This window comes from Leadbettera azotonutricia ZAS-9, from assembly GCF_000214355.1.
Lineage (GTDB): Bacteria > Spirochaetota > Spirochaetia > Treponematales > Breznakiellaceae > Leadbettera > Leadbettera azotonutricia.
Genome location: NC_015577.1, coordinates 3,802,430 through 3,817,634, shown reverse-complemented (window position 1 = coordinate 3,817,634; position 15,205 = coordinate 3,802,430). Strand labels below are relative to the sequence as shown.

The window sequence follows — 15,205 nt, the reverse complement described above, 5'->3', positions numbered from 1 at the left end:
ATCCTGGTTTATAGTGGATTATGCCTTCAGGATCCAAACCCGCTGAGATTGCCAACGGCTGCAACCGTGTGCTGGAACGCTTTATGCCCATACTTACCCCCATTGGAGTGATTCTTGGGATGCTCCTCCCTGGTTTTTTTATAAAACTCAGGCCTTTTGTACCCTGGATTTTTGGCATTATGACCCTTTCGGGGGCATTAAAGCTTAAAGTGCGCGATCTGGGGCAAACCGCACGGCATCCCCTGCCTATTATATTTTTTCTTCTGACTGCACGGATCATCACGCCTGTTATGGTATTTTTATTGGGCGCCCTGTTTTTTGGAAGTGACGCAGACACCATCTCAGGTTATGTGTTAATCTATGCGGCCCCTACAGCAGTGTCGGGCTTTGTATGGGTGACCATTTTCCGCGGCGACCCTGCCCTTTCATTGGGGCTGATACTTTTGGATACTCTCCTGGCGCCTTTTGTGGTGCCAGGCACCGTCAGGCTGCTCCTTGGAACCAGAATAGTGCTTGATATGTACGGCATATCGCTTTCTCTTATGTATATGGTGGTGATACCAACTATAATTGGTGTTGCCCTTAACGAGTTGAGCCGGGGGGCTGCGCCAAGAATCGCAGGGCCGTATCTCACACCTCTGGCAAAAATCTGCATGATCATTGTGATTTGCGCAAATGTCGCAGCAGTAACCGATCAGATCCATTTTATCAGTTCGCGTTTCTGGATAGTCGGTGCGGCTTGCATATTTTTTTCGGTATTGGGTTTTGTGGTTGGCAAACTCGCCGGCCTTTTGGGGAAATTCGACCGAGGCAAACAAGTGTCCCTCTTTTACTCTGTGGGTCTCCACAATACCAGCGCCGCCATGACTTTGGGTATAGAATTCTTTCCCGGCCCCGCAGCATTGCCTTCGGTATTGGGAATTATCTTTCAGCAGACCATAGCTGCCCTCATGGGGCGTGTTTTTATGGGAAAAAATCCCGCAGACGAATAAATATTCTTTTGCCTTATTTCCAATAGTGGGTTATAATGAACCAACAGGAAGCAAAAAATGACAAGCAAAGAAATAATTCCCCAAATGACCCTGGAAGAAAAAGCAGCCCTTTGCTCGGGCAGGGATTTTTGGAGCTTAAAGGGGATTGAGCGCTTTGGCCTTGAGGCGATTATGGTAACTGATGGTCCCCATGGGCTTCGCAAACAGGGGGGCGACGGGGATCACCTGGGGCTTAACCAGAGCGTGCCCGCTACCTGTTTTCCGGCGGCTTGCGCAACTGCCTGCAGTTTTGACCGCAGCCTCCTTGAAGAAATAGGCGCGGCCATGGGCGAAGAATGCCGCAAGGAAAAGGTGGCTGTACTGCTCGGGCCTGCGGCGAATATTAAGCGCAGCCCCCTTTGCGGCCGCAATTTTGAATATATCAGCGAAGATCCTTTTTTGACCGGCGAAATTGCCGCAGCCCTCATCAAAGGCGTTCAGAAACTTGGCGTAGGGACTTCTTTAAAGCATTATGCTGTCAACAATCAGGAAAAGCGCCGCATGACCATTAATGCTGTGGTGGACGAAAGGGCCTTCCGCGAAATATACCTTGCAGGTTTTGAAAAAGCGGTAAGAGAGGCAAAGCCCTGGACGCTCATGTGTTCGTATAACAAAATTAACGGAACCTATGCAAGTGAAAACAAAAAACTCCTCACAGATATTCTGCGTGACGAATGGGCTTACCAGGGTCTTGTGATGACCGATTGGGGGGCTTCAAACAATCGCCTCGAAGGAATTAAAGCCGGTCTGGATTTGCAGATGCCCGGCCCTGATGCTGATAATGACAAGCGCATTATCGAAGCGGTAAAAAGCGGCGCATTGAGTATTGAAGATTTGGATAAAGTTGTTGCCCGGGTTGTGGATCTTATAATAAAAGCCGGGGAAGGCGACAGTATTGGTTTTGCCTGCGACATGGAAGCCCATCATCTTCTTGCAAGGCGGGCTGCGGCGGAATCGGCGGTGCTGTTAAAAAATGATGAAAATATACTGCCCCTGGTTCCGGGCAAAACCCTTGCGGTCATAGGCGCTTTTGCAATAAGCCCCCGTTACCAGGGAGCGGGGAGCAGCAAGATAAATCCCAGTCACTTGGACAAGGCATTCGATGCCATTATGCGCACCGGCATAAAAGCTGAATATGCCCCAGGCTATTCCCTTGAAGCAGGAAGCGGCGTAAATGAAAAACTCATAGCCGAAGCAGCAAAGCTTGCAGGGGAAAAGGATAGTGCCGTGGTTTTTGCGGGCCTTCCAGATGAATATGAGAGCGAAGGTTTTGACCGCGCGTCTATGGATATGAGCGAATCCCACAACAAACTTATTGAAGCAGTGGCAAAAGCAAATCCCAATACGGTGGTAGTTCTCCAGTTGGGTTCCCCTGTTGCCCTTCCCTGGGCTGATAAAGTAAAAGGCATACTCCTCCTCTATTTGAGCGGACAGGCAGGGGGCGGGGCAGCGGCGGATCTCCTTACCGGTAACGCATGCCCCGGCGGAAAGCTGGCCGAGACCTGGCCCCTTGCGCTTGAGGACAACCCCAGTTACGGCAATTTTCCGGGAAGCACAAAAACTGTGGAATACAGGGAAAGTATTTTTGCAGGCTACCGCTGGTATGACGCCCTCGAAAAGGAAGTGCGCTATCCCTTTGGGTTCGGCCTTTCCTATACTTCCTTTGAATATTCGGATCTCAAATTGGGAACCTCCGCTGAGGCCAAAGACAATTTCAAAAAAGGAGATGCATTAAAAGTTTCCTTTACTGTGAAAAATACCGGAAGCCGCGAAGGCTCTGAAACAGCGCAGCTCTACATAGCGCCCGATGCGTCTGTTCTCTTCAGGGCAAAAAAGGAACTCAAGGGTTTTGAAAAACTCCATCTTAAACCGGGAGAGTCCAAGACAGTCACGCTCATTCTGGACGAGAGAAGCTTTGCGTATTACAATGTCCAGGCAAAGGATTGGTCACTGGAAGGCGGGCTTTACCGTATCCTGATTGGGGCGTCGAGCCGTGATATACGCCTTGAGGGAAAGCTTGAGCTTACAGGGGACAAGCGGGAGACTGCGTTTGCATTCTTGAAAGGCGGTCGTCCTGTTTTTGATGACGCTTCTTTTAAGGCAATCTATGGTGCGGAGCTTCCTCCCAAAGAGCGTTTGCCCGGCGAGCCTTTTACGGTGAATACCTCTGTAGAGGAGATCAAAGACACCCCCATAGGCAAAGCCCTTTTCGGGATGGCTGTACAGGGCCTGGAGCAGGCCTTTGGAAAAGAGAAGTCGGATCTCAAGGTGATGATGGAGAGCATGCTCATGGATATGCCCTTGAGGGGCCTGGGCATGATGAGCGGGGGCAGGCTGACGCCTCCTGTAATTGAAGCTTTGGTGGAAGCCCTGAACGGCAAACCGAATCCTATAGCATCGGGCCTTTTGGGCATGAAGTGATACACAAGGGGTGAGAAGATGAAGCAATTTATGGATAAGGATTTTCTCCTCGGCAACGAAACGGCAAGGAGGCTTTTCCACGAAGCGGCGGCAGCGGAAGCGATTTTCGATTATCATTGCCACCTTCCCCCCCAGGAGATTGCGGAAAACCGGCGCTTTGCAAATCTGGCCCAGGTGTGGCTTGGGGAGGGGAACTTTGGCGACCATTACAAGTGGCGGGCTCTCAGGGCCAACGGGGTAGACGAAAAACTCATCACCGGCAAAGACGCCGATCCCTACGACCGTTTCCTTGCCTGGGCGGAAACCATGCCCAGGCTTCTGGGAAACCCCCTCTACCATTGGACCCACCTTGAGCTGCAGCGTTATTTTGATATTCATGATCCGCTGGACAAGGGAAGCGCCCCTGCTATATGGAAGGCGGCCAACGAGAAGCTGCAGAATGATCCTGATTTTTCAGTGTACGGCATCTTCAGGAAATTCAAAGTTTATGCAGTGGGCACTACCGATGATCCTGCCGACAGCCTCGAATATCATCAGAAGATTAAGGCATCGGGTGAAATCGCGACTAAAGTGCTGCCTTCGTTCAGGCCCGACAAGGCCCTTAATATCGAGAAGGAAGGTTTTGCCGCCTATATAGCCCGGCTTGGCAGGGTGGCGGGCAAGAGCATCAACTCCCTGCCCGATCTCCTTCAGGTTCTCAAGGAAAGGGTCGCCTTTTTTGACAAGCTTGGCTGCAGGGCCTCTGATCATGGCCTTGAGTATGTCCCCTTCGAGGCAGCAAGGGATGGCACAACCGGGATTCTTTGGGAGAAGGAGGCTGCCGAAACTTTTGCCAAGGCAATGGCCGGGGGCAAGGTTGATGCCGGGGCTGCCGAGTCCTACAAAACCTTTGTGCTAAGCTTTTTGGCAGGTGAATATGCCGAAAAGGGCTGGGCCATGCAGCTCCACGCAGCAGCTTTGCGGAACAACAATACCCGGGCTTTTAAGGCCATTGGCCCGGACACAGGCTATGATGCGGTTCACGACCTCCCCATGGCTGCCAAGCTTTCCCGTTTTCTGGATAATTTGGAGGTTCAGGGCAAGCTTCCCCGCACCATATTGTACAGCCTCAATTTTGCCGATTTTTACCCCATGGCTACGATTATGGGCTGTTTTCAGGGGGGGATTCCAGGCAAAATGCAGCTCGGCTCAAGCTGGTGGTTCCTGGATCATAAAGACGGTATGGAAGATCAGATGAAGCTTCTGGGCAATGTGGGGCTCCTCTCGCATTTTGTGGGCATGCTCACAGATTCCCGGAGCTTCCTCTCCTACCCCCGGCATGAGTACTTCCGCCGCATACTTTGCAATCTCCTCGGCACTTGGGCGGAGGATGGAGAAATACCCAACGACTTCAATCTGCTGAGCGGCATGGCAAAGGACATTTCATTCGGAAATGCCTTCAAGTACTTTAATAGTTGATGATGATAGGATAGAATAGCTTATGGATCAGCAGCCCAATACCGAGGGCAAAAAGATATTTTTCCTCCACCCCCACAGTGTAATCCACCAGGAAATGTTGGACATACTTATCATGGCAGGCTACGAGACCTATACCCTTCTTGATGAGAAGAAATCCAGAAAGCTGCTTGCAAAATTCCCCGGCTCCATTATGTTCATTAATATTGATGAGGGCCTTAAGGAACCTGAATGGGAAGTCTATATACGGGGCATCATGGAGGATCCCAAGACCAAAGACAGCCGCCTGGGCATCATGTCATATAACCAGGACAAGACCCTGATGCAGAAGTACCTCATGGATCTGGCCATACCCTGCGGGTACATTCAGCTCAAGCTGGGGCTTCAGGAAAGCACCAAAATAATCCTCGCAGCCCTGGAAGCCAACGAAGCCAGAGGCCGCCGCAAGTATATACGCGCCGATTGCGAAGACGATATAAATGCAACCATGAATTTTAAAGGGGATATGGATATCTTCCACGGAAAGATACTGGATATTTCATCGGCGGGCATAGCAGCCCGTGTCGAAAAGTCTCCTGTCTTAACCCCCAATTCTTTGCTCCGCGAGGTTCAGTGCAAACTCCGGGGCGGCCTTTTCATGACGGATATGATCTTTATGGGGACCCGCCGCGACGACAAGTCCAATTATATTTTCCTCTTCGATCCTAAAATGTCCCAGGACAATAAGATAGCTGTACACCGTTATATCAAGTTGTGCTTGCAGAAATACATTGATGCGCTGAAGGTGTAATTAAATCCTATTTGTCAGCTACACTTCCAATTGAACCAGATGCCCCGCAGCCTTTTCGGCAAGATAGAGGTCGTACACGTATGCGGCATACAGATAGCGGAAAGCCTCAACGGCTGTCAGCCCCTTTTTGCCTCACGGCGCCAAGGGGGCTTCGATCTCCTGCGCCGGTTCCGCATCGTTCCTGCTCTGGATTTCGTTGTTGATATAAGGCTCGAAGTAAGGCTCTGTTCCATTTAGCATTTTTGGAATGGAGAGGAGAAACATATCGCCCTTCAGGGGAAGGGCGAAAGTTGTGGTGAATGTTTCTGTTCCATCGCTGAACTCGATAGTGATCCTGTGCTTGCCCCCACCGACTTTAAATATATCGCGGTCGTTGCGAAAAAATTCCAGGGGCTTAAGCTTATCAACTGTAACGGTGATAAGATCCGGGGCCCTGAGATTAAGAGCCTCCACGCTGTGATTATCCATCAAAATCGAATGGCCCCTGTTTAGTACAAAAAGTACTACACCGAGGCAAATCCAGAATACCACCAGCGCTATGCGTATGATTAAACGCCGCTGTTTCGTTTTGTTGTCCATGTTCTATCCCTTAATTTCCGTAACACCGCCGCGGAGGTCTGAACGGGCTGCATCTGCCTGGGCCCGTTTGCGCCATGCGTGTATGACCAGGGCCAGGGCGATGATAGCGTAGCTGAACGCGTCGCGGAAGTATTCGCCGATCATGGCGTCGCCGAAGAGGTTGGTGCCCGCGCGGGGTACTACAATGTACATGAGGTGGAGCAGCATGGTGCCGATAAAGACGTTGGGTATGCTGGCCTTTGAAACCGATGCGCCCCCCACGAGAATGGCCGCAGCGGCAAAGAAACCTGTCTGCTTGTGGGCATTGTAGGTGGCGATGTTCCCCATGTTCTGCAGGAAGATGATCTGCCCAAGGCTTGCGAGTATGGTGGAGATCACAATCGCCAGTATGCGGGTGCGGTCTACCGGAATGCCTGCCGCATGGGCTACCGCCTGGTTCTGCCCCACGGCGCGCATGTCCTGGCCCAGTTTGGTTTTGCGGAACCAAATGATAAAGAGGCAGAGGACGCCGATAACCAGATAGTTCATAATAGGCAAGTTGAGTGATCCTATTCGCAAGGGAATAAAGTGGTCCAGGGATTGGCGCACCGAATCAAGGGTAAGGGTATTTCTGATACCGTAACCCCGGGAAAGCACGATGTTGAGGGAGTGAATGGGGATGATGGCGCCCATGAGATAAAGAACAATAAACTGGTAAAAACCGTCCATGAAGAATCCCAGCACATAGCCGGTGACCATTTCGCGTCCCCTGGCGCGGTTGAGGATTTCCCCTGCAAGCCAGCCCAAAAGGGCTGCAATGGGAATGGCGATGAGGCTTGCAAAAACAAGGCCCGGCACGCCCACTATGTTCCAGTCAACCGCAAAGATGAGGCCTATCTGGCCCGCCATGGCGCCCAGCACCATGCCGAAGTTGATGCCCATGCCCGCCATGATGGGGAGTATGAGGCTGAACACCAAAAAGCAGTTTCTGCCGATGCGGGTAAGAATTTCCTGGAGTATGGAGTTAAGGGGCAGACCGGAAACCGGAATTGCCGCTATGGTGATGACCACGAAGATCAGGACTACTGCGTTGTCCGCAAGAAATGTGGGGCTCAGTATTTTTTTTAGCTTGGATTCCTGCTTCATTTGGTTACCTTCGATTTTCTGGTTAAGGCATAAATGATCATCCCGTTGGAGATAAGTATGCGTATTACTTCCGACATATCAGTCCTGAGCACGCTGTTGATAACCGAGGGCGTCATGGTAAGTATGCTTTGGAAAAGGAAAGTTCCCACTACCACGTTGAGTATGCTGGCCTTGTTTACCGAAGCGCCGCCCAGCAGTATTGCTGCTACTGCGGGAAAGGCCATATAGAGTGGTGAGTTGTAAAGCTGTATAAAGCCGAAGCCCTGCTGATAGGTGAGTATTCCTATGGCCCCATAAATCGAGGACATCATGACGCCTATGATACGGCAGCGGTTTACCGAAACCCCGCCTGCCCTGGCAAAGCCGGGATTGGAACCCACGGCAGTAAGGGCAGTACCAGTGCGGCTCCTCATAAAAAGCCACATGATAAAGGCCATGACAACGAAGAAAAGAATTGCCCCTGTGGGGAATTCAAAAAAAGGCCCTATTTTTACCACGAGAAAGTTATTTAGTATTCTTGACCAATAGCCGTCCAGGGTGATGGTAGTTCTTAAGCCCTTGCCCGTGTAACCCCAAACCATGGTGGGGTTTGAGAAAGGAAGTATGAGCCACATGATGGACATGAAGGTAACAATGGAAAAGCCCACGTACATTGCAATGGTCATTTCTTCTCCCTTTACCTTGTTGAGGAGAAGGCCGTAGAGATACCCAAAAAGGATGGCAAAGGGCATTGACAGTAATAGTGCGCCGAAGAATCCTGCGGGGCCTGTAAGCTGAAACTGCATCGCCAGGGTGGAACCCAAAAGGCCCGCAACAATGCCCACAGGGAGCCCGAAGTTCAAGCCGCTCCCCGACTGCATCATGGGAACCATGGCAAGCACCATGACGCCGTTTTGCCCGAAACGCACCAGCACATCTTTAATGGAAGAATCAGGATTGATGCCTACAAAGGGGGCGGCGATAAAAAGGGCAACCACAAAAAAGAAAATGATGAGCCTGGGCCAGCCGAAATCGCTGATAAACTCTTCTATTTTGTTTTTATCAATTTTTACAGCGATGTTGCTCATTTTGCGCCCCCTGCATTTACGGCTATCCCGGACATTAAGAGGCCGAATTCGGCGGCCTGCGCGTCAGGGGGCAGTATGCCGGCTATTTTGCCTTCGTCAACAATGGCGATCCTGTCGCAAATGGAACGCAGCTCTTCAAGTTCGCTGGAAATCATAACAATAGTGGTTCCTTTTTCGCGGTTATAATATCTCAGGGTATCCAAAACAATTTTCTTTGCTCCCACATCTATTCCCCTGGTAGGCTCCGAAACAAAAAGCAGCCTGGGGTTAAGTGCAAAGGCTTTGGCAAGGCAGACTTTCTGCTGGTTGCCGCCTGAAAGTTCTTTTGCAGGCTGTTTCGCACTGGTACACTTAATTTCGAGTTTGGCGATATAGTCGTCGGCCAGCGTCCGCATGGCTTTTTCATCACGAAGCCCAAAAAGACCGCCGAAGAAAGTTTTGAGATACTCGCCCTTGGTCTGCATGGCCCCGAAGGCAATGTTCCAGTCAAGGCTTTCGTCCAGCAGTAATCCTACACCCCGCCGGTCTTCCGACACAAAGGCAACGCCTGCGTCCAGCACCGGTTTGGGATCGCCCAGCGCAAGGTTTTTCCCTTCCATAAGGGCCTTGCCCCCTGAAGCGTAAAGCCCCATGATGCCGTTGGGGATGCCGAGCTTGCCCTGGCCTGCAAGGCCCCCTATGCCGAAAATCTCCCCCTGCTTGACCGCGAAGGAAACATCCCGCACGGTTTCGCCGGGCATATCCACCCAGAGGTGATCCACCTTAAAAGCCTCGCCCGAAAGTTCCCGCTTTTCCAGGACGCTTGAAACATCCACTTCCCGACCCACCATCCAGGTAGTGATGTCGGTAATGCTGATGTTTTCGTTTTTGGTATCCCTGACAATATGGCCGTCCCTAAGCACGAGGATCTTGTCGGCTATCTGGGTAATTTCCCTTAAGCGATGGGAAATAAAGATGATGGCAATGCCTTCGCCTGCAAGGCGTTCAAGGGCCGCAAGCAGTATTTCCGCTTCACTCTCGGTAAGTACCGCAGTGGGTTCGTCTAACACTAAAAGTTTTACTTCGTCCCGGTCTATTTCGCGGGCAATTTCGGTGAACTGTTTGTGGGCCACAGGCATTTCGGAAACCACCGTATCCGGGGAAATATTGACCCCCAGCTTGGCGATGGTTTTCGCTGCCCGCTCCTGCATAATGTCCCGCTTTAGGGTGGCAAGCCTTTCGCCGAACACTTCCACTGCGGGGTTGAGCTTAACCGGTTCGCGGTTAAGCATGATATTTTCGCAGGCTGTAAAACCCGGAATGAGGGAAAATTCCTGGTGAACCATGCCTATCCCCGCGTCAAGAGCGTCGAAGGGAGATTTGAAATGGCAGGGCTTTCCGTTTATATAAATTTTGCCGTGGTATCCGCCTGTTTCGGTGATATCGGACATGCCAAAAAGTATGTGCATGAGGGTAGTTTTGCCGGCGCCGTTTTCGCCGACCAGACCCAGGATCTGCCCTTTTTCAAGGGAAAAATCCACGCCTGTAAGTACGGTGTTGCCGTAAAAATCTTTCGTAACATTTTCAAAACGCAGAAGGGGAACATCATTTGCCATACACGATCCTTGGGAAGAAATTACACGCGCGTACAGAAAACAGAAACCGCGCATTACGCGCGGTTTCCATCGATAACTAACTTATTGCTGCTGGAACTTTATCTGATAGTACTTGTCCGGTACAACCTGGGCGGTAGTGGGGAGGTAACCCTTGCCCATGATATAGGTGTCCATATAGATGAGGATCTGGTTCCTGGCGCGTATGCCGGTATTGGCATCCACATAGTAACCGCCGTTCCACTTGGCGCCGGGGGTGAATTCCCCAAGAGCCGCATAGAGATCCGCAGCGCTGTCAACTTTAGCCTTTCCATCGAGGATCCTCTTGGCGAATTCGCCGAGGCCCGCGGAAGCGGTAAAGCCGTAGGAGAAGGCCCAGGTACCGAAACGGCCTGCGCCGCCCTTGTCTACCACAGAGGCTTCAACCTTTTTGAGGATGGCGGGGAAATTACCGGCTTCAGCCGAGAGGTCGATGCCCAGGGCTCCGGGGTAACCCATGAGGGGGCTGGGGAGATCGGCTTCTACGAACATTCCGCCGTAGGTGAGGAGCTGCTTGAGCAGGGGCTCGGTATGGGCGTCATTGGTGCAGAAGTATACGGAATTTTTGCCGTACTGGGCGATCCACTGGGGAGTCTGTTCCAGAATGTACTGCTGGGCGCCGGCAACGCCGACATCAGAAGTGGGGTCAGGGGCGGTTACAAACACGAACTTTATGCCCAGATCTTTGCAGGCGGCTTCGAAAATCTGCCTGCGGAGACCGAGGGATTCATAGCTCATGTGCCTGGGAAAAGAGATATGCACAAAGGTGTCGGCGCCAAGCTGTTTGGCAGCCCAGGGGATGGTATAACCGCGGGATACAAAGTCGGCGCTGATGGCCAGGGTGGCTGACTGCTGAATTATCAGAGGATCCTCGTGGGATTCACCGGCAAAGAGCAAAATGTCGGGCCTGGAATCCTTGATACGCCTAAAGGCTTCGGCAGTGCCGGGTACGCCCTGGTTTACGACAATGGCCTTCATCAGGGGATCAGACGCAAGAGTGGTGATCTGGGTGATGGTGGTTTCCTGCTGATCCATGAAGTTGTCGGGGTAAGTTACATGCTGGATGACGCCGCCCGAGGAAACAGCCCCATAGCGCCTGATGAGTTCTTCAGCGCCCCGGAGGTCGTCTTCAGACTGGGAAACTGTCCCGGTCACTATGCCAATGTGATAAGCCGCAGTAGATCCTGTGCTTCCGCTGCTCTTCTGGCCGCCGCCAGAGGCAAAAATCAGGGCGCTACCCATAATAAGGATAAAAGCCGCTAAACCGATTCTTTTCATTAAGAATCCTCCTATTGAATTTGAAAATTATACCATTTTTTAGGGGAAAAGGGAAGAGGAAATTAGTTATCTATCCCCGCCGCTTTCCTGAAGCGCTTAACCGTGGCGGCGGCAATGGGCCTGGCCTTCTCGGCGCCCTGCGCAAGAATGCGGTCGAGGCCGGCAGGATCTGCTATGTAGGCATCGTAGCGTTCGCGTATGGGGGTAAGTTCGCGGTTCACCACCCTGAAGAGTTCTTCCTTGGCCTCGCCCCAGCCCATGCCTCCGGCGCGGTAACGGGACGCCAGAGCGGCTTGTTCCTCTTTGGAGGCGAAAAGCTTATATAATAGAAAGATTTGGCTTGCATCGGGATCTTTGGGCTCATCGACACCCTGGGAATTGGTCACGATGCGCATGATGGTCTTGCGGAGCTGTTTTTCCGGAGCAAAGAGAGGGATGACGTTGCCGTAGCTTTTGCTCATCTTCCTGCCGTCAAGGCCGGGTACTACGGCCACTTCTTCCTGCACCGCCGCCTGGGGGATTTTAAGCACTTCCTGCTTGTAGTTGAAGTTCACGGCCTGGGCAATGTCCTGGGCCATCTCAATATGTTGAACCTGATCCTTTCCCACAGGGACTACATCCGAATCAAAGAGGATGATGTCGGCGGCCATGAGCACGGGGTAGGTAAAGAGGCCCATGTTGACTCCCGCGTCGGGATCGTCCCCTTTTTCATTGTTGTCCTGCACTGCAGCCTTGTAGGCGTGGGCGCGGTTCATGAGGCCCTTGGAGGTAAAAGCCATGAGCATGGTAGAAAGCTCGAAGGTTTCGGGGATGGAGCTCTGGCGATAGAAGATCACCTTGTCGGGATCGAGGCCCGAAGCGAGCCAGCATGCGGCAACCTGCCTGATGGTGGCGTTCAGCTCCTTGGCGTCCTTCATGGTGTTAAGGGCGTGGTAGTCGGCGATAAAGTACCGGGCGTCGTACTCGGCGGTAAGGGCAATAGCGGGCTTGATGGCCCCGAAATAGTTGCCGATGTGGAGGTCGCCGGTGGGTTTTACCCCTGTGAGAGCTATCTTCTTCATAATACGAGGCATAATAGCTCTTTTTCAGAAAAAGAGAAAGGCCAAATATGAAGGGGCTGGAATTTTTCCTGAAAAACTTATAATTTTACCGTACTTGGCTGCCAGGAGAGTATATGCAGGTAATCGGCATTCTGTTTCATTTAGTCGGCGGTTTGTGCCTCTTCCTCTATGGAATGAAGGTGATGAGCGATGGCGTCCAGCAGGCTGCCGGCGACCGCATGCAGCAAGTCCTTAACTTTATGACCAGGAACCGTTTTATGGCGGTTTTTACGGGGTTTATCGTGACAACCCTGGTACAGTCATCTTCGGCGACCACGGTCATGCTGGTGTCCTTTGTGAACGCCGGCCTCCTTACCCTGACCCAGTCCATTGGGGTCATCATGGGCGCCAATATAGGTACCACCACCACAGGCTGGATCGTGTCCCTCATTGGCTTCAAGTTTGATATCGCCTCCCTGGCGCTGCCCGCCATAGGCATAGGTTTTATTGCCCGTATCATCAAGTGGAAGCACCAAGCCTGGGGCGAGGCTTTTCTTGGCTTCGGCTTCATCTTCCTGGGCCTCGAATTCCTTAATACCTCCCTCCCTTCCATAAGCTCCGATTCAGTTATCTTTATCAGCAAACTTTCCGGTTATGGGATGGGCTCGATACTGTTAAGCGTAGCCATAGGGACAGTGGTCACCCTTCTGATGCACTCTTCCGCCGCAACCCTCACCCTGGTGATTACCCTGGCCTTTAGGCAAATCATAAATTTCGAGATGTCCGCGGCCCTGATCCTGGGCGCCAATATAGGCACTACCATCGACGCAATTTTGGCAGCCTTCGGAGCCAAAACCGCAGCCAAGCAAACCGCTTTGGTGCACGTGCTTTTCAATGTGGTGGGCAGTATTTTGGCACTGCTATTCTTTAAGCCCCTTTTGACTTTTGTTGATTTTATCACCCCCGGATCTTCATCAGGCGAGGGGATAACTTCCCACCTCGCAATGTTCCACTCGGTGTTCAATATAGGGTGTACCATTGTGTTCATCCCCTTTGTAACGCAATTCGCAGTGTTGGTAAAATTCATCATAAAGGACGATCCCCAAAAAGAAGCGGCTGTGCCGGACCATTACCATTTTGTATACCGTGCTGCTTCAATCCAGGATACGCCGGAACTGAGCATCCTGCGGGCAGAAAAAGAAATCCGCGATATGGCAGGCATTGCTTCTTCCATGTACGCCTCCTTCAGCGAGGGCCTCAAAGCCCTGCCCGAAACCGAGGACAAGGATACCCTGGTCAACGTTCTCATGGACGAGATGAAGGTAAAGGAAGCCTATGCCGACGAAATGCGCGAAACCCTCACAGCCTTTCTCATCGCCTGCACCAGGGAGCAAATTAACCCCCGCTCGGGCAGGAGGGTAACCCTGCTGCTCCGGGTTATCGCGGATCTCGAAGACATGACCGATGACTGCTGCGGGCTTGTGTACCTTCTGGATCGCAGCGTCAAGAAAAACCAGCTTATCAAGGGCAAGGAGATGGAAGCCCTCGTCCCCTACGTCAAACAGGTTGAAGATTTCCTCACTCTGGTGCGCGAGCACCTTGGCCGCAGCCTCACTGCCGAGCAGGCCCACCAGGCCCGGGAACTCGAAGACGCCATAGACCAGGCCCGGGACCGTCTCCGCAAGCTGAGCCGCAAGCGCATCGAGGCAGGCAAAGACGTTAAGACAGAATTGCTGTTCATAGACCTGGTGCGGCGCATCGAGAAGCTGGGTGATTACTGTTACGATATTTCCAGCGGCCTTGCCAAGATGAGATAGAATGAAAATGCTTCAGGAAGAGATAAAAATAGCTATCAGGGCAACCTTTTTCATTTAAGCAGTGCCAAGCGCTCCGGCTCTGCCTTGATATGCATTTCTTCCAGCAAAGCCATAATGGCATCCGCCACGGCTTGCTTTTTATCCTCAATTGCTTCGGTGTTTTCGGTTTTTCGTGCTTCAACTTCAGCGCGGATCTTTTCACGGAATTCAGAACAATCCAGTACAGGCCCGGCAGTAAGGCGAATAAGATCGGGGGTAAGATAATCGTCCAGCATATCGCCCTCGGCTACATGGAGGACTTGCCCGTTTATGGCTACAAGGCACATATAATCAAAAGATTTAATATAGGAATCGATTTCCCTAACGCCGCGCTTGGTGTTTGGATCCCAGGGGCGGTAACGGGTTCCGGATGGGAACAGCAGAATAAGTTTGCCGTCCACCTTTACGCTCATGAGGGATTTCATGGCAGCCCGGTTAATTGCATTGCTGCGGATAATTTCAGCTTTGTCTTTTTCAGCATCAAGGCCCTGGAACGAACGGCTGGGATAAATTACAATCCTGGTATAAGCGCTTGCAAAGGCAGATACGACAGGGTTTTCTTCGTTAAGCTTCATGCCGGCTATGGCGACCACAGCTTTTGCTATTTCTTCCCCATGGCCGCCTTCTTTTCTTACCAATGAAGAAAAAAGCGAAAGATCCATATTACTGTAATGCTCCAAAAGGAGCAGGCAGGACTTTCCCGACCGGGCTTTTGAAAGGAGATCTTCAAGATGGGCCATGCCGTCCACTCCTGATCCGGGGAGGATCAGGCTATCCACCATTTGATCCAAAAAGGGGAGTATGTTATCCGCCCCCTGCTGATATACGTTATGTTCAGTAATAAGAGTGGAAGATTTTGACAGGCTCACTACCTGCTTGATTTGCTCTCTGAATGCAGTGGCTAATGTTTCCATAAGCTAGTATAAACTACT

Annotated in this window: 12 protein-coding genes; 5 read left to right on the top strand and 7 right to left on the bottom strand. The window is 51.7% G+C overall.

Features of this window, described 5'->3' with window-relative positions; translation table 11 throughout:
- The first annotated feature begins 20 nt into the window (after window positions 1–20).
- The 4 genes from TREAZ_RS16955 to TREAZ_RS16940 are packed head-to-tail and all read left to right on the top strand — an operon-like array spanning window position 21 to window position 5,697.
- On the top strand, window positions 21–992 hold the full coding sequence (locus TREAZ_RS16955) for a bile acid:sodium symporter family protein (protein ID WP_015713132.1): 972 nt from the start codon (window positions 21–23) through the stop codon (window positions 990–992).
- A gap of 57 nt (window positions 993–1,049) precedes the next feature.
- Window positions 1,050–3,452 (top strand): glycoside hydrolase family 3 C-terminal domain-containing protein, encoded by a 2,403-nt coding sequence (locus tag TREAZ_RS16950; protein WP_015713131.1) that lies wholly within the window; start codon window positions 1,050–1,052, stop codon window positions 3,450–3,452.
- 18 nt (window positions 3,453–3,470) lie between these two features.
- A complete protein-coding gene (gene uxaC, locus TREAZ_RS16945; protein WP_015713130.1) occupies window positions 3,471–4,910 on the top strand; it encodes a glucuronate isomerase in 1,440 nt (479 codons plus the stop codon).
- Window positions 4,911–4,932: 22 nt separating this feature from the next.
- On the top strand, window positions 4,933–5,697 hold the full coding sequence (locus TREAZ_RS16940) for a PilZ domain-containing protein (protein WP_015713129.1): 765 nt from the start codon (window positions 4,933–4,935) through the stop codon (window positions 5,695–5,697).
- Window positions 5,698–5,829: 132 nt separating this feature from the next.
- Here TREAZ_RS16940 and TREAZ_RS16935 read toward each other — a convergent pair whose 3' ends face one another.
- From TREAZ_RS16935 to TREAZ_RS16910, 6 genes are all read right to left on the bottom strand, one after another.
- Window positions 5,830–6,276, bottom strand: coding sequence for a DUF6672 family protein (locus TREAZ_RS16935; RefSeq protein WP_052297715.1), 447 nt, complete (start codon window positions 6,274–6,276; stop codon window positions 5,830–5,832).
- Window positions 6,277–6,279: 3 nt separating this feature from the next.
- Window positions 6,280–7,401, bottom strand: a complete 1,122-nt coding sequence (locus TREAZ_RS16930) for an ABC transporter permease (protein WP_015713127.1) — start codon at window positions 7,399–7,401, stop codon at window positions 6,280–6,282.
- Window positions 7,398–8,468, bottom strand: a complete 1,071-nt coding sequence (locus TREAZ_RS16925) for an ABC transporter permease subunit (RefSeq protein WP_015713126.1) — start codon at window positions 8,466–8,468, stop codon at window positions 7,398–7,400. The genes TREAZ_RS16930 and TREAZ_RS16925 overlap by 4 nt, the downstream gene beginning before the upstream one ends.
- Window positions 8,465–10,063 (bottom strand): sugar ABC transporter ATP-binding protein, encoded by a 1,599-nt coding sequence (locus TREAZ_RS16920; RefSeq protein WP_015713125.1) that lies wholly within the window; start codon window positions 10,061–10,063, stop codon window positions 8,465–8,467. The genes TREAZ_RS16925 and TREAZ_RS16920 overlap by 4 nt, the downstream gene beginning before the upstream one ends.
- Window positions 10,064–10,144: 81 nt before the next feature.
- Window positions 10,145–11,377 (bottom strand): DUF3798 domain-containing protein, encoded by a 1,233-nt coding sequence (locus TREAZ_RS16915; protein WP_015713124.1) that lies wholly within the window; start codon window positions 11,375–11,377, stop codon window positions 10,145–10,147.
- 62 nt (window positions 11,378–11,439) lie between these two features.
- On the bottom strand, window positions 11,440–12,438 hold the full coding sequence (locus tag TREAZ_RS16910) for a tryptophan--tRNA ligase (RefSeq protein WP_015713123.1): 999 nt from the start codon (window positions 12,436–12,438) through the stop codon (window positions 11,440–11,442).
- A gap of 113 nt (window positions 12,439–12,551) precedes the next feature.
- Here TREAZ_RS16910 and TREAZ_RS16905 point away from each other — a divergent pair, with 113 nt between their 5' ends.
- Window positions 12,552–14,234: a Na/Pi cotransporter family protein gene (locus tag TREAZ_RS16905; protein ID WP_015713122.1), complete on the top strand. Its 1,683-nt coding sequence runs from the start codon at window positions 12,552–12,554 to the stop codon at window positions 14,232–14,234.
- 50 nt (window positions 14,235–14,284) lie between these two features.
- Here TREAZ_RS16905 and TREAZ_RS16900 read toward each other — a convergent pair whose 3' ends face one another.
- A complete protein-coding gene (locus tag TREAZ_RS16900) occupies window positions 14,285–15,187 on the bottom strand; it encodes a 1-acyl-sn-glycerol-3-phosphate acyltransferase (protein WP_015713121.1) in 903 nt (300 codons plus the stop codon).
- Between the last annotated feature and the right edge of the window lie 18 nt (window positions 15,188–15,205).

Coding starts and splice junctions, on each gene's coding strand:
- TREAZ_RS16905 (WP_015713122.1), top strand. CDS start 12,552: ATGCAGGTAATCGGCATTCTGTTTCATTTAGTCGGCGGTTTGTGCCTC.
- TREAZ_RS16940 (WP_015713129.1), top strand. CDS start 4,933: ATGGATCAGCAGCCCAATACCGAGGGCAAAAAGATATTTTTCCTCCAC.
- TREAZ_RS16955 (WP_015713132.1), top strand. CDS start 21: ATGCCTTCAGGATCCAAACCCGCTGAGATTGCCAACGGCTGCAACCGT.
- TREAZ_RS16920 (WP_015713125.1), bottom strand. CDS start 10,063: ATGGCAAATGATGTTCCCCTTCTGCGTTTTGAAAATGTTACGAAAGAT.
- TREAZ_RS16910 (WP_015713123.1), bottom strand. CDS start 12,438: ATGAAGAAGATAGCTCTCACAGGGGTAAAACCCACCGGCGACCTCCAC.
- uxaC (WP_015713130.1), top strand. CDS start 3,471: ATGAAGCAATTTATGGATAAGGATTTTCTCCTCGGCAACGAAACGGCA.
- TREAZ_RS16950 (WP_015713131.1), top strand. CDS start 1,050: ATGACAAGCAAAGAAATAATTCCCCAAATGACCCTGGAAGAAAAAGCA.
- TREAZ_RS16915 (WP_015713124.1), bottom strand. CDS start 11,377: ATGAAAAGAATCGGTTTAGCGGCTTTTATCCTTATTATGGGTAGCGCC.
- TREAZ_RS16925 (WP_015713126.1), bottom strand. CDS start 8,468: ATGAGCAACATCGCTGTAAAAATTGATAAAAACAAAATAGAAGAGTTT.
- TREAZ_RS16930 (WP_015713127.1), bottom strand. CDS start 7,401: ATGAAGCAGGAATCCAAGCTAAAAAAAATACTGAGCCCCACATTTCTT.
- TREAZ_RS16900 (WP_015713121.1), bottom strand. CDS start 15,187: ATGGAAACATTAGCCACTGCATTCAGAGAGCAAATCAAGCAGGTAGTG.
- TREAZ_RS16935 (WP_052297715.1), bottom strand. CDS start 6,276: ATGGACAACAAAACGAAACAGCGGCGTTTAATCATACGCATAGCGCTG.